General features: G+C 72.7%; 12 protein-coding genes. 10 read left to right on the forward strand and 2 right to left on the reverse strand.

Annotated elements, in window-relative coordinates; all coding sequences use genetic code 11:
* Nucleotides 1-45 precede the first annotated feature (45 nt).
* The 6 genes from ABZX67_RS26570 to ABZX67_RS26595 all read left to right on the forward strand — a co-directional run bounded on the left by ABZX67_RS26570 (nt 46) and on the right by ABZX67_RS26595 (nt 6033).
* Complete coding sequence (locus ABZX67_RS26570) at nt 46-1494, forward strand: MFS transporter (RefSeq protein WP_355364791.1); 1449 nt, start codon at nt 46-48, stop codon at nt 1492-1494.
* 31 nt (nt 1495-1525) lie between these two features.
* Nucleotides 1526-1726, forward strand: a complete 201-nt coding sequence (locus ABZX67_RS26575; RefSeq protein ID WP_355364794.1) for an Arc family DNA-binding protein — start codon at nt 1526-1528, stop codon at nt 1724-1726.
* Nucleotides 1723-2097 carry a Fic family protein gene (locus ABZX67_RS26580; RefSeq protein WP_355364797.1) on the forward strand — a complete coding sequence of 125 codons (375 nt, stop codon included), beginning with the start codon at nt 1723-1725 and terminating at the stop codon, nt 2095-2097. The genes ABZX67_RS26575 and ABZX67_RS26580 overlap by 4 nt, the downstream gene beginning before the upstream one ends.
* 159 nt (nt 2098-2256) lie before the next feature.
* Nucleotides 2257-4044, forward strand: coding sequence for a DEAD/DEAH box helicase (locus ABZX67_RS26585; RefSeq protein ID WP_355364800.1), 1788 nt, complete (start codon nt 2257-2259; stop codon nt 4042-4044).
* A gap of 533 nt (nt 4045-4577) precedes the next feature.
* Nucleotides 4578-5219 (forward strand): helix-turn-helix domain-containing protein, encoded by a 642-nt coding sequence (locus tag ABZX67_RS26590; protein WP_355364803.1) that lies wholly within the window; start codon nt 4578-4580, stop codon nt 5217-5219.
* 25 nt (nt 5220-5244) lie between these two features.
* Nucleotides 5245-6033, forward strand: a complete 789-nt coding sequence (locus ABZX67_RS26595; protein WP_355364946.1) for a S16 family serine protease — start codon at nt 5245-5247, stop codon at nt 6031-6033.
* On the opposite strand, the gene ABZX67_RS26600 is transcribed toward ABZX67_RS26595, so the two are convergent.
* Nucleotides 5972-6499: an Lrp/AsnC family transcriptional regulator gene (locus ABZX67_RS26600; RefSeq protein WP_355364806.1), complete on the reverse strand. Its 528-nt coding sequence runs from the start codon at nt 6497-6499 to the stop codon at nt 5972-5974. The genes ABZX67_RS26595 and ABZX67_RS26600 overlap by 62 nt on opposite strands.
* A gap of 121 nt (nt 6500-6620) precedes the next feature.
* Between ABZX67_RS26600 and hppD the strand changes: the two genes are divergently transcribed.
* Nucleotides 6621-7766 (forward strand): 4-hydroxyphenylpyruvate dioxygenase, encoded by a 1146-nt coding sequence (gene hppD / locus ABZX67_RS26605; RefSeq protein WP_355364809.1) that lies wholly within the window; start codon nt 6621-6623, stop codon nt 7764-7766.
* A 74-nt stretch (nt 7767-7840) separates the two neighbouring features.
* On the opposite strand, the gene ABZX67_RS26610 is transcribed toward hppD, so the two are convergent.
* Nucleotides 7841-9349, reverse strand: coding sequence for a tetratricopeptide repeat protein (locus ABZX67_RS26610; protein WP_355364812.1), 1509 nt, complete (start codon nt 9347-9349; stop codon nt 7841-7843).
* Between the two features lie 98 nt (nt 9350-9447).
* On the opposite strand from ABZX67_RS26610, the gene ABZX67_RS26615 reads away from it, so the two are divergent.
* The 3 genes from ABZX67_RS26615 (at nt 9448) to ABZX67_RS26625 (ending at nt 11707) form a co-directional block, all read left to right on the forward strand.
* Nucleotides 9448-10863: an FAD-linked oxidase C-terminal domain-containing protein gene (locus ABZX67_RS26615; protein ID WP_355364815.1), complete on the forward strand. Its 1416-nt coding sequence runs from the start codon at nt 9448-9450 to the stop codon at nt 10861-10863.
* A gap of 72 nt (nt 10864-10935) precedes the next feature.
* Nucleotides 10936-11277 carry a MerR family transcriptional regulator gene (locus ABZX67_RS26620; RefSeq protein ID WP_355364818.1) on the forward strand — a complete coding sequence of 114 codons (342 nt, stop codon included), beginning with the start codon at nt 10936-10938 and terminating at the stop codon, nt 11275-11277.
* A 226-nt stretch (nt 11278-11503) separates the two neighbouring features.
* A complete protein-coding gene (locus tag ABZX67_RS26625) occupies nt 11504-11707 on the forward strand; it encodes a cold-shock protein (RefSeq protein ID WP_064071132.1) in 204 nt (67 codons plus the stop codon).
* Nucleotides 11708-11724 lie beyond the last annotated feature (17 nt).

The raw sequence follows: 11724 nt of genomic DNA on the forward strand, positions 1-11724 counted from the left end.
CCGGGGACAGGGGCCATCTCCCTTCATGCCCCTTACTGTTGGGGCATGACCGCCTTGGGGAGCAGTGCCGGCATATCCACCGGCGACCAGCAGGAGGAGCCGCGCGGCGGCGTGCTCGACCGGGAGCACCGCGCGCTCAGCATCGGCGTCGTCTCCGTCGTCATGCTGATCGCCTTCGAGGCGACCGCCGTCGGGACGGCGATGCCGGTCGCCGCGCGCGAGCTGCACGGCATCCCGCTGTACGCCTTCGCCTTCTCGGCGTACTTCACCACCAGCCTCTTCGCCATGGTCCTCTCCGGCCAGTGGTCCGACCGCGCCGGTCCGCTCGCGCCCCTCACCACCGGGATCGCCGCCTTCGGGGCCGGGCTGCTGCTGTCGGGGACGGCCGGGGCCATGTGGCTGTTCATCGCCGGGCGGGCCGTGCAGGGGCTGGGCGGCGGGCTGGTGATCGTGGCGCTGTACGTCGTGATCAGCCGCGCCTACGCGGAGCGGCTGCGGCCCGCCATCATGGCCGCGTTCGCGGCGGGCTGGGTGGTGCCCTCGGTGGTGGGCCCGCTGGTCGCCGGGACGATCACCGAGCGGCTCGGCTGGCGGTGGGTGTTCGTCGGCATCCCCGTGCTCATCGTGCTGCCGCTGGCGCTCGCGCTGCCCGCGATACGGCGGACGGCGTCCGGGCCCGCGGACCCGGAGGCGCCGCCGGTGCCCTTCGACCGGCGCCGTATCCGGCTGGCGCTGGGCATCTCCCAGGGAGCGGGGCTGCTCCAGTACGCGGGGCAGGAGCTGCGCTGGCTGTCGGTGGTCCCGGCGCTCGCGGGCGCGGCGCTGCTGGTGCCCGCCGCGCGGGGCCTGCTGCCGCGCGGCACGTACCGGGCGGCGCGCGGGCTGCCGTCGGTGGTACTGCTGCGCGGGGTGGCGGCGGGGGCTTTCATCGCGGCGGAGTCGTTCGTGCCGCTGATGCTGGTCAGCGAGCGGGGCCTGAGCCCCACCATGGCCGGGCTGTCGCTCGCGGTGGGCGGCGCGACCTGGGCCCTCGGCTCGTACATCCAGTCGCGGCCGCGCGTGGAGCCGTACCGGCGGGGGTTGATGGTGTGCGGCATGCTGCTGGTCGCCGCGGCCATCGCCACCGCGCCGAGCGTCCTCATCCCCTCCGTGCCCGTCTGGACCGTGGGCGTGGCCTGGGGCTTCGGCTGCCTCGGCATGGGCATGGTGATCGCCTCGACGAGCGTGCTGCTGCTGAAGCTGTCGGCGCCGGAGGAGGCGGGCGCGAACTCCGCGGCGCTCCAGATCTCGGACGGCCTGTCGAACGTCCTGCTCCTCGCGGCGGGCGGTGCCGCCTTCGCCGCGCTCGGCGGCGGCGCCCTCTCCGGCCACGCGGCCACGGCGGCGGCCGGCTCGCACGCGGCGGCCTTCGCGGCGGTGTTCCTGCCGATGGCGGGGGTGGCGCTGGTGGGGGCGTGGGTGGCGACGCGGCTGGAGGCGCCCCCATCTCGGTGACACCATGTGGTACCACGCGGTACCGTGAGGCATGGCTGGTCTGAACGTGCGATTCACCGACGAAGAGCTGGAAGCCCTGCGCGAGCGCGCCGAGGCGGAGGGCCGAAGCATGCAGTCGTTCGTCCACGACGCCGTCATGAACGCCATCAACGAACACTCCCGGCTCTTCGACGAGGCCGCGGAGCACGTGCTGAAGGTGAGCGAGGAGCTGCTGAACCGGAGGCTCGCGTGACGCGGTACCTCACCCTCGCCGAGCTGATCAACCTCGCCGAGCGGCTCGGCACGCCCGACGTGCGCGACTACGGACTGCTGGACTCCGCCCTCGCGCGCCCCCAGTCGAGCGTCTTCGGGCAGGACGCCTACGCCGACGTCTGGCAGAAGGCCGCCGCGCTGATGGAATCCCTCGCCCGCAACTACGGGCTGGTCGACGGGAACAAGCGCCTCGCGTGGTACGCGACCTGGGTCTTCCTGCACCTGAACGGCCATCCCCTGGACGCCGGCTTCGACGTCGACCGGGCCGAGGAGTTCGTTCTCGACGTGTGTCAGGGGGCTCTCGACGTACCCAAGATCGCCGCGCAGTTGCCGCGGTTCGCCACCCGCTGAGGGTGTGCCCCGCCGGCGGTTGTGACCCGCGTCGCAGTCGCCGTGGTCACGGCGTCGTACGCGCCGGGGACGGCCTACGCCCCCGGTAGGGTGGCCCGGTTGTCGTACGTAACGCCGCAGGCGGCGTGACCGCCGTAACCGAGAGCCGAATCGGAGACCGTGACTACTACCGCCTCCCATCACCTCTCACCCGCCTTCCCCGGCCGCGCCCCCTGGGGCACCGCCAACAAGCTGCGCGCCTGGCAGCAGGCCGCGATGGACAGGTACATCCAGGAGCAGCCCCGCGACTTCCTCGCCGTCGCGACGCCCGGCGCCGGCAAGACGACCTTCGCGCTCACCCTCGCGTCCTGGCTGCTGCACCACCACGTCGTGCAGCAGGTCACCGTCGTCGCCCCGACCGAGCACCTGAAGAAGCAGTGGGCGGCCGCGGCGGCGCGCATAGGCATCAAGCTCGACCCCGAGTACAGCGCCGGGCCGCTCAGCAAGGAGTACCAGGGCGTCGCCGTCACGTACGCCGGTGTCGGCGTGCGGCCCATGCTCCACCGCAACCGCAGCGAGCAGCGCAAGACACTCGTCATCCTCGACGAGATCCACCACGCCGGTGACTCCAAGTCCTGGGGCGAGGCCTGCCTGGAGGCCTTCGAGCCCGCCACGCGGCGCCTCGCGCTGACCGGTACGCCCTTCCGGTCCGACACCAACCCCATCCCCTTCGTGACGTACGAAGAGGACAACGCCGGCATCCGGCGGTCGTCCGCCGACTACACGTACGGATACGGCAACGCCCTCGCCGACGGCGTCGTCCGCCCGGTGATCTTCCTCAGCTACAGCGGCAACATGCGCTGGCGTACGAAGGCGGGCGACGAGGTCGCCGCCAAGCTCGGCGAGCCGATGACCAAGGACGCCGTCTCGCAGGCGTGGCGCACCGCCCTCGACCCGCGCGGCGACTGGATGCCCAACGTCCTGCGCGCCGCCGACCAGCGGCTGACCGAGGTCAGGAAGGGCATCCCGGACGCAGGCGGGCTCGTCATCGCCTCCGACCAGGACTCCGCCCGCGCGTACGCCAAGCTCATCCGCGAGATCACCGGGACCAAGGCGACCGTCGTCCTGTCGGACGACGCGGGCGCGTCGAAGCGGATCGACGAGTTCAGCGCCGGGGACGACCGGTGGATGGTCGCCGTCCGCATGGTGTCCGAAGGCGTCGACGTGCCGCGCCTCGCGGTCGGGGTGTACGCGACGACGATCTCCACGCCGCTGTTCTTCGCCCAGGCCGTCGGGCGCTTCGTGCGATCGCGCAGGCGCGGCGAGACCGCGTCCGTGTTCCTTCCGACGATCCCGACGCTGCTCGGCTTCGCGAGCGAGATGGAGGTGGAGCGGGACCACGCCCTCGACAAGCCGAAGAAGGCGGGCGAGGACGAGGACCCGTACGCCGAGTCCGAGAAGGAGATGGACGAGGCCAACAAGCAGCAGGACGAGGACACCGGCGAGCAGGACATGCTGCCCTTCGAGGCGCTGGAGTCCGACGCGGTCTTCGACCGGGTGCTGTACGACGGCGCCGAGTTCGGCATGCAGGCCCACCCTGGCAGCGAGGAGGAGCAGGACTACCTCGGCATCCCCGGCCTGCTGGAGCCCGACCAGGTGCAGCTGCTGCTGCGCAAGCGGCAGGCCCGGCAGATCGCGCACAGCCGGCAGAAGCCGGCCGAGGAGGCCGACCTGCTGGAGCTGCCCGCGGAGCGGCGGCCTGTCGTATCGCACAAGGAGCTGCTGGAGCTGAGGAAGCAGCTCAACACGATGGTGAGCGCGTACGTCCACCAGAGCGGCAAGCCGCACGGGGTGATCCACACCGAGCTGCGCCGGGTGTGCGGCGGCCCGCCGAGCGCGGAGGCGACGGCGGGGCAGATCCGGGAGCGGATCAAGAAGGTCCAGGAGTGGGCGACCCGCATGCGCTGAGGCCTCGCGGGGCGGGGGTTCGCGGGGTGCGGCGGCTCGCGGTGCCGTGCCGTGGTGGCGTCCGCGTGGGCGGCGCCTGTCGGTGGGTGGCGGCGCGGGGCCCCTCCGGGCTCGACTCCTCGACGTCGGCGGCCTTGGCCCGTACGCATGCGAACGGTTTCGGCGCCTCCGACGTCTGCGGGGACGACCCCGCACGGCCCCACCCCGGGGCCGGACGCCGACCCCGGGCCGGGGGCGCTGCCGTCCTTTCATGCCCGGATTGACGAACACCCGCGGCGTAAATGAGGGCACATCAGGGCGAACCAGTCGCAGGGCAAGCGCTTGCGCCCGGATTCTGGACGAGGTCTTCCGCTCAGCGGAGTCCCTCGCTACTGTCCCCGCAATCGCAATGCAAACGCCCCGTGGCAACGCCGCCGCGGAGCGCAGCCGGTGTGCCATGGCCTGCCGGCGGCCTCTCCGTGCGTCGCCGATGGGACCGGTGGCGCAGCCGACGTTGAGAGTGTCCGCCGACTCACTCCGAAGGAGAGGGCGTCGTGACCGCGGAGACCTCCCAGACGCTCGACCGGGGACTGCGCGTCCTCAAGCTGCTCGCCGACACCGATCACGGGCTGACCGTCACCGAGCTGTCCAACAAGCTCGGTGTCAACCGCACCGTCGTCTACCGCCTGCTCGCCACGCTCGAACAGCACGCGCTGGTCCGCCGCGACCTGGGCGGCCGCGCCCGGGTCGGGCTCGGCGTACTGCGGCTGGGCCGGCAGGTCCACCCGCTGGTGCGCGAGGCCGCGCTGCCCGCGCTGCGCTCGCTGGCCGAGGACATCGGGGCCACCGCGCACCTCACGCTCGTCGACGGCGCCGAGGCCCTCGCCGTCGCGGTCGTCGAACCCACCTGGACGGACTACCACGTCGCGTACCGGGCCGGTTTCCGCCACCCGCTGGACCGGGGTGCGGCCGGCCGGGCGATACTCGCCGCCCGCCAGGGAGCCCCCGGAGACCCCGGATACACGCTCACGCACGGCGAGCTGGAGGCCGGCGCGAGCGGCGCGGCGGCCCCGCTGCTGGGCGTGACCGGCATCGAGGGCAGCGTCGGCGTGGTGATGCTGGCGGACTCCGTCCCGGAACGGGTCGGCCTGCGCGTGGTCGACGCCGCCCGCGAGGTGGCCGACGCCCTGCGCTGAGTCCGGCCGATAGATTGGCGTCGTGCTGCTCACCAGTCTCCTGCGTAACCGGACCCGTGCCCTGCTCGCCTCCGGGCTGCCCGTGCTCGCGCTGCTCGGCGTGGCCGGGTTCGCGCCGCTGCCGTACACCCTGGCGCAGCCCGGCTCGACCGCCGACGTGCTGGGGGAGCACCAGGGCCAGGCGGTGATCACCGTCTCCGGCGCGCCCGTCGAGGAGACCGACGGCGAGCTGCGCATGACGACGATCGTCGCGACCGGGCCCAGGACCCACGTCGACCTCGCGGACGTCGTCGACGGCTGGTTCCGCACGGACCGGGCCGTCCTGCCGCACGACTCCGTCTACCCGCCCGGCAAGAGCGACGCGGAGATCGAGAAGCGCAACCTCGCCCAGATGGCGCAGTCGCAGGACGCCGCCGTCGACGCCGCGCTCGGCTACCTCGGCAAGAGCCCCCGGGACGTCAAGGTCACCCTGCGCCTGGCCGACATCGGGGGGCCCAGCGCCGGGCTGCTCTTCGCGCTCGGCATCGTCGACAAGCTCGACGGCGGCGGCGCGAGCCTCACCGGCGGGCGCACCATCGCCGGTACGGGGACGATCTCCCCGGACGGCGAGGTCGGCGCCGTCGGCGGCGTCTCCCTCAAGACGCAGGCCGCCGCGCGCGACGGCGCCACCGTCTTCCTCGTACCGAAGGACGAGTGCGCCCAGGCCGAGGCCGAGCGCCCCGAGGGCCTCCAGCTGATCCCCGTGACCACGCTCAAGGACGCGGTGTCGTCGCTCCGGGCGCTGGAGCGGGGGACGAAGGTCCCGTCCTGCTGACGTCCTCCGCCGCCTGCTCCACCAGCGGGATGATCCGCAGCGGCACGGGGTTCTCCATGACGATCGCCGTGGAGGCCCGCACGATGCCGTCGAAGGCGACCACCCGGTCGATCACCCGCTGGAGGTCGGCGTTCGAGCGGGCCACCAGCCGGCACAGCATGTCTCCGTGGCCGGTGGTGGTGTGCAGCTCCAGCACCTCCGGTACGCCCGCCAGGTGCTCGCGTACGTCGGCGCCCTGCCCCTGCTTGATCTCCAGCGTGGCGAACGCGGTGACCGGGTAGCCCAGCGCCGCCGGGTCCACGTCGGGCCCGAAGCCGCGGATGACGCCGCTGCCCTGGAGCCGGTCGAGGCGTGCCTGGACCGTCCCGCGGGCCACGCCGAGGCGGCGTGACGCCTCCAGGACGCCGATGCGCGGCTCACGCGCCAGCAGGGCGATGAGCCTGCCGTCCAGATGATCGATCGCCATGACGGCCTCCCGGTGGTCATCCTGTACAGAACGCCCGGCCATACTGCCCAGTCGCTGTGCAGCTTGCCCAGCCCTTCCGCGAACTATTGCGCACCTTGCGGAACGGAGAGAGTCTGCGGCCATGACTGAGACCCTCTCGCAGACCCCCGACACCGCCCGGCAGGCCGACCCCTTCCCGGTGAAGGGCATGGACGCGGTCGTCTTCGCCGTCGGCAACGCCAAGCAGGCCGCGCACTACTACTCCACGGCCTTCGGCATGAAGCTGGTCGCGTACTCCGGACCGGAGAACGGCAGCCGCGAGACCGCCAGCTACGTCCTGACGAACGGCGCCGCGCGCTTCGTGTTCACCTCCGTCATCAAGGCGTCCACCGACTGGGGCCGCTTCCTCGCCGAGCACGTCGCCGCGCACGGCGACGGCGTCATCGACCTCGCCATCGAGGTGCCGGACGCGCGCAAGGCGTACGCGTACGCCGTCGAGCAGGGCGCCACCGGCATCACCGAGCCGTACGAGCTCAAGGACGAGCACGGCACCGTCGTCCTCGCCGCCATCGCCACGTACGGCAAGACCCGCCACACCCTCGTCGAGCGCTCCGGCTACGACGGCCCGTACCTGCCCGGCTTCGTCGCCGCGCAGCCGATGGTCGAGCCGCCCGCCAAGCGCACCTTCCAGGCCATCGACCACTGCGTCGGCAACGTCGAGCTAGGAAAGATGAACGACTGGGTGGCCTTCTACAACAAGGTCATGGGCTTCACCAACATGAAGGAGTTCGTGGGCGACGACATCGCCACCGAGTACTCCGCGCTCATGTCCAAGGTCGTCGCGGACGGCACCAAGAAGGTGAAGTTCCCGATCAACGAGCCGGCGATCGCGAAGAAGAAGTCGCAGATCGACGAGTACCTGGAGTTCTACGGCGGCCCGGGCGTCCAGCACATCGCGCTCGCCACGAACGACATCGTCGCCACCGTCCGCACCATGCGCGCGGCCGGCGTCCAGTTCCTCGACGTGCCGGACTCGTACTACGACACGCTCGGCGAGTGGGTCGGCGACACGCGCGTGCCGATCGACGAGCTGCGCGAGCTGAAGATCCTCGCCGACCGGGACGAGGACGGCTACCTGCTCCAGATCTTCACCAAGCCGGTCCAGGACCGCCCGACGGTGTTCTTCGAACTCATCGAGCGGCACGGGTCGATGGGCTTCGGCAAGGGCAACTTCAAGGCCCTCTTCGAGGCGATCGAGCGCGAGCAGGCCAAGCGCGGCAACCTCTGAGACCCCTGAGACGGGACCCGCGACCGCGCGGGTGGCGGAGCACCGGGGACTCCGCCACCCCGCCCGCACCCGCCTCAGCGCGACGGGCGTGCCGCAGGGCGCGCGGGGCTCGCGGTCGGCCGCGGCTTCGTGCCCTTCCCCCGCACGTCCGCCGGGCCGCCCGCCGCCGGCTCGCCCAGCACCGCCAGCGCCCGCCGCGCCTCCGGCGCCAGCAGCGGCGAGAACGCCGGGTGCGTGCGCAGCGCCTGCGTGAGGTGGCGCCGCGCCGGCCCGTACTGTCCGAGCGCCCGCTCGATCTGGCCCCGGTGGTACGCGAACAGCGCGCTGCGCAGGCCCGCCTCCGTGGCCAGCTTCGCGTACCGCAGGCCCTGCGCCGGTTCGCCCGAGCGGTACAGCGCCCAGCCCAGCGCGTCCGCGACGTGCGCGGAGCGGTGCCCGCGCGCCCACGCGGCCGTCAGCGACTTCACCGCCTTCTCCGGGTCGCCGTGGTCGGACTCGTACCGCGCGAGCACCAGGTACGCGTCCACGCCGTGCGCCCGCGCCTTCTCCACCCGGGTGCGCAGCAGCTCGTACCGCGTCCGCGCGTCCCCGTCGAGCCCCTGCGCCGCGTACAACTCGCCCGCCTCCAGCGCCCACTCCGGCAGCGGTAGCGCGTCCAGCGCCGCCCCGTAGTCGCGCAGCGCCTCGTCGGCCCGCCCCAGCGCGGCCAGCGCCCGCGCCCGCCCGGCGAGCGACGGCGGGTGACCGGCCACGAGCCGCAGCGCGGGCTCGTAGTAGCCGATCGCCTCCGCGGGCTCGCCCCGCTCCCACGCCAGGTCACCGAGGTGGCGCAGGCACTCGGCCCGTTCCGCCGGTGTCGCGGCGAGGGCGACGGCGTCGGAGGCGAGGGCCGCCGCGTCCTCGCGCCAGCCCTTGTCGCGGTACACCCGGGACGCGCGGGACAGCGCGGGCACGCCGCCCGGGTGCAGCGCGCGCAGCCGCGCCACCGCCTTGTCGGCGGCCCCGTACGCGCCGAGGCCGGTGTACGCGTCGACGAGCAGCGCGTGCGCCTGCCAGCGCCGCGGCTCCCGCTGCCGTACGGCCTCGCCCCACCGCCGGGCCTCGGCGAAGTCGCCCCGGGCCTGCGCGAGCACGCCCAGGCCGAGCTGCGCGTCGGTGTTGCCCTCGGCGGCCGGCCGCACGGTCAGGGACCGCTTCAGCGCCTTCTCGGCGCGTACGTACGCGGCGGTGTCGCCGTTGCGGGCCGCCCGCTCCACGTACGCCGTGCCCAGCTCCGCCCAGGCCGCCTCGTCGCGCGGATGCGTACGCAGCCACTTCTCGCGGTCGCCGATGAAGGCGGTCAGCTCGGGCAGCGACGCCTGCGCGCCCGCCCGCACCGCCGCCTGGGCCCGCGCGAGCGGCCCCGGCGCGGGCGGTGCCGCGTCCACGCCGCGCAGGGCGACCGGTACGCCCGGCACGCCGGGGACGTACAGCAGCACGGCGCCCGCGAGCACCGCGCCCGCACCCGAGAGCAGGACGGTCAGCGTGATCCGCTCGGACTTCGTACGACGTGGACGCTCCCGCCCCTGGGTACGGCTCTTCATGCGGCTCACTGTGCGCCCGGACGACCGGCCCGCCGCGGCACGCCCGACACATCGGCGGACGGGTTCACACCGATGGCCCCGGGTGCCAGGCTGGGATCATGGACGACCTGCTGACACCGACGAGCCGCCTCCCGGAGCTGCTGCGCGCGGGCCTCCCGCCCGAAGCGGTGATCACGGACCCGGACGTCACCGCCTCGTACGCCCACGACATGGCGAGCTTCTGCGAGGCCGGCACGCCCGCCGTGGTCGTCCTGCCGAGCACGGTCGAACAGGTCCAGCACGTCATGCGCACGGCGACCGAGCTGCGCGTGCCCGTCGTCCCGCAGGGCGCCCGCACGGGCCTGTCCGGCGCCGCGAACGCCTCCGACGGCTGCATCGTGCTGTCGCTCACCAAGATGGACCGCATCCTGGAGATCAACCCGGTCGACCGGATCGCGGTCGTCGAACCGGGCGTCGTCAACGCCGTCCTCTCCCGCGAGGTCGACGCGCACGGCCTGTACTACCCGCCCGATCCGTCCAGTTGGGAGACGTGCACGATCGGCGGGAACATCGGCACGGCGTCCGGCGGACTGTGCTGCGTCAAGTACGGGGTGACGGCGGAGTACGTCCTCGGCCTCGACGTCGTCCTCGCCGACGGCCGCCTGCTCACCACCGGCCGCCGCACCGCCAAGGGCGTCGCCGGCTACGACCTGACCCGGCTCCTCGTCGGCTCGGAGGGCACCCTCGGCGTCGTCGTCCGGGCCGTGCTGGCGCTCAAGCCGCGGCCGCCGCGGCAGCTGGCGCTGGCCGCGGAGTTCCCCTCGGCGGCGGCCGCCTGCGCGGCCGTCTGCGCGATCATGGAGCGCGGCCACACGCCGTCGCTGCTGGAGCTCATGGACCGTACGACGATCCGGGCGGTCAACCGGCTGGCCAAGATGGGCCTGCCCGACTCCACCGAGGCGCTGCTGCTCGCCGCCTTCGACACCCCGGACCCGGCCGCCGACCTCGCGGCGGTGGGCGAGCTGTGCGCGGCGGCGGGCGCCACGCAGGTCGTGCCCGCCGAGGACGAGGCCGAGTCCGCGCTGCTCCTCCAGGCCCGGCGCCTGTCGCTCACCGCCCTGGAGACCGTCTCCTCCGCGACGATGATCGACGACGTGTGCGTGCCGCGCAGCCGGCTCGCCGAGATGCTCGACGGCACGGCCGCCATCGCCACGGCGTACGACCTGACCATCGGCGTCTGCGTACACGCGGGCGACGGCAACACCCACCCCGTCGTCTGCTTCGACCACACCGACCCCGACGAGTCCCGGCGCGCCCGCGAGTCGTTCGACGCGATCATGGCGCTCGGCCTGGAGCTGGGCGGCACGATCACCGGCGAACACGGCGTCGGCGTCCTGAAGAAGGAGTGGCTGGCGCGGGAACTGGGGCCCGTCGGGTTCGAGCTGCAGCGCTCCATCAAGCAGGCCTTCGACCCCCTCGGCATCCTCAACCCGGGCAAACTCTTCCAGGAGGACTTCCTGCACCGGCGGAAGTAGATATCGGGCGGCGCGGACCGTAGGGTTTCGCTGTACGCAGGCATCCTCGATGCGCCCCCGAACGAAGGTGCTATGCCCTCTGAGAAGCCCGCCGTCGACCACCTCGACGACGACGATTACCCCGCCTACACCATGGGGCGGGCCGCCGCCCTGCTGGACACGACGCCCGCTTTCCTCCGCGCGATCGGCGAGGCGCGGCTCATCACCCCCCTGCGCTCCGAGGGCGGACACCGGCGCTACTCCCGCTACCAGCTGCGCATCGCCGCCCGGGCCCGGGAGCTCGTCGACCAGGGCACGCCGGTCGAGGCCGCCTGCCGCATCATCATCCTGGAGGACCAGCTCGAAGAGGCCCTGCGCCTCAACGAGGAAATGCGCCGCGCGGGCGGAGCCTCTTCCGCGGACGAGGGCCGCTGAGCCGCGACGCTCAGAAAATCTCTCCCCGCCAATACAGAAATTCGGGAAACGGGCGGCCGGTAAACATATCGCGCTCTTCCGGCGGCCCTCGTGCTACGGTGATGTCAGTTGCAGTCGTGGTTCCCAGAAACTTTTTTCAGTCCGGTTCTTCCGGAGGGTAAATCATGCAGCGACTCCGGGTTCGCAAGGTGCGGACTCCGGGCACTGCCCCCGAGGGAGATTCAATATGGCATCTGGCACCGTGAAGTGGTTCAACGCGGAAAAGGGCTTCGGCTTCATCGAGCAGGACGGTGGCGGCGCTGACGTGTTCGCCCACTACTCGAACATCGCCAGCTCCGGCTTCCGCGAGCTTCAGGAAGGCCAGAAGGTGAACTTCGACGTCACGCAGGGCCAGAAGGGCCCGCAGGCCGAGAACATCGTTCCCGCCTGACGCTGACGCGCTACAAC

The sequence above is a fragment of the Streptomyces sp. NPDC003036 genome (genome assembly GCF_040611175.1).
In the GTDB taxonomy this organism is placed as follows: Bacteria; Actinomycetota; Actinomycetes; order Streptomycetales; family Streptomycetaceae; genus Streptomyces.

Excerpts from the sequence above, each read along its gene's own strand:
- ABZX67_RS26570 (WP_355364791.1), top strand. The coding sequence starts at position 46 with ATGACCGCCTTGGGGAGCAGTGCCGGCATATCCACCGGCGACCAGCAG.
- ABZX67_RS26600 (WP_355364806.1), bottom strand. The coding sequence starts at position 6,499 with ATGGCGATCGATCATCTGGACGGCAGGCTCATCGCCCTGCTGGCGCGT.
- ABZX67_RS26575 (WP_355364794.1), top strand. The coding sequence starts at position 1,526 with ATGGCTGGTCTGAACGTGCGATTCACCGACGAAGAGCTGGAAGCCCTG.
- ABZX67_RS26625 (WP_064071132.1), top strand. The coding sequence starts at position 11,504 with ATGGCATCTGGCACCGTGAAGTGGTTCAACGCGGAAAAGGGCTTCGGC.
- ABZX67_RS26620 (WP_355364818.1), top strand. The coding sequence starts at position 10,936 with ATGCCCTCTGAGAAGCCCGCCGTCGACCACCTCGACGACGACGATTAC.
- ABZX67_RS26610 (WP_355364812.1), bottom strand. The coding sequence starts at position 9,349 with ATGAAGAGCCGTACCCAGGGGCGGGAGCGTCCACGTCGTACGAAGTCC.
- ABZX67_RS26615 (WP_355364815.1), top strand. The coding sequence starts at position 9,448 with ATGGACGACCTGCTGACACCGACGAGCCGCCTCCCGGAGCTGCTGCGC.
- hppD (WP_355364809.1), top strand. The coding sequence starts at position 6,621 with ATGACTGAGACCCTCTCGCAGACCCCCGACACCGCCCGGCAGGCCGAC.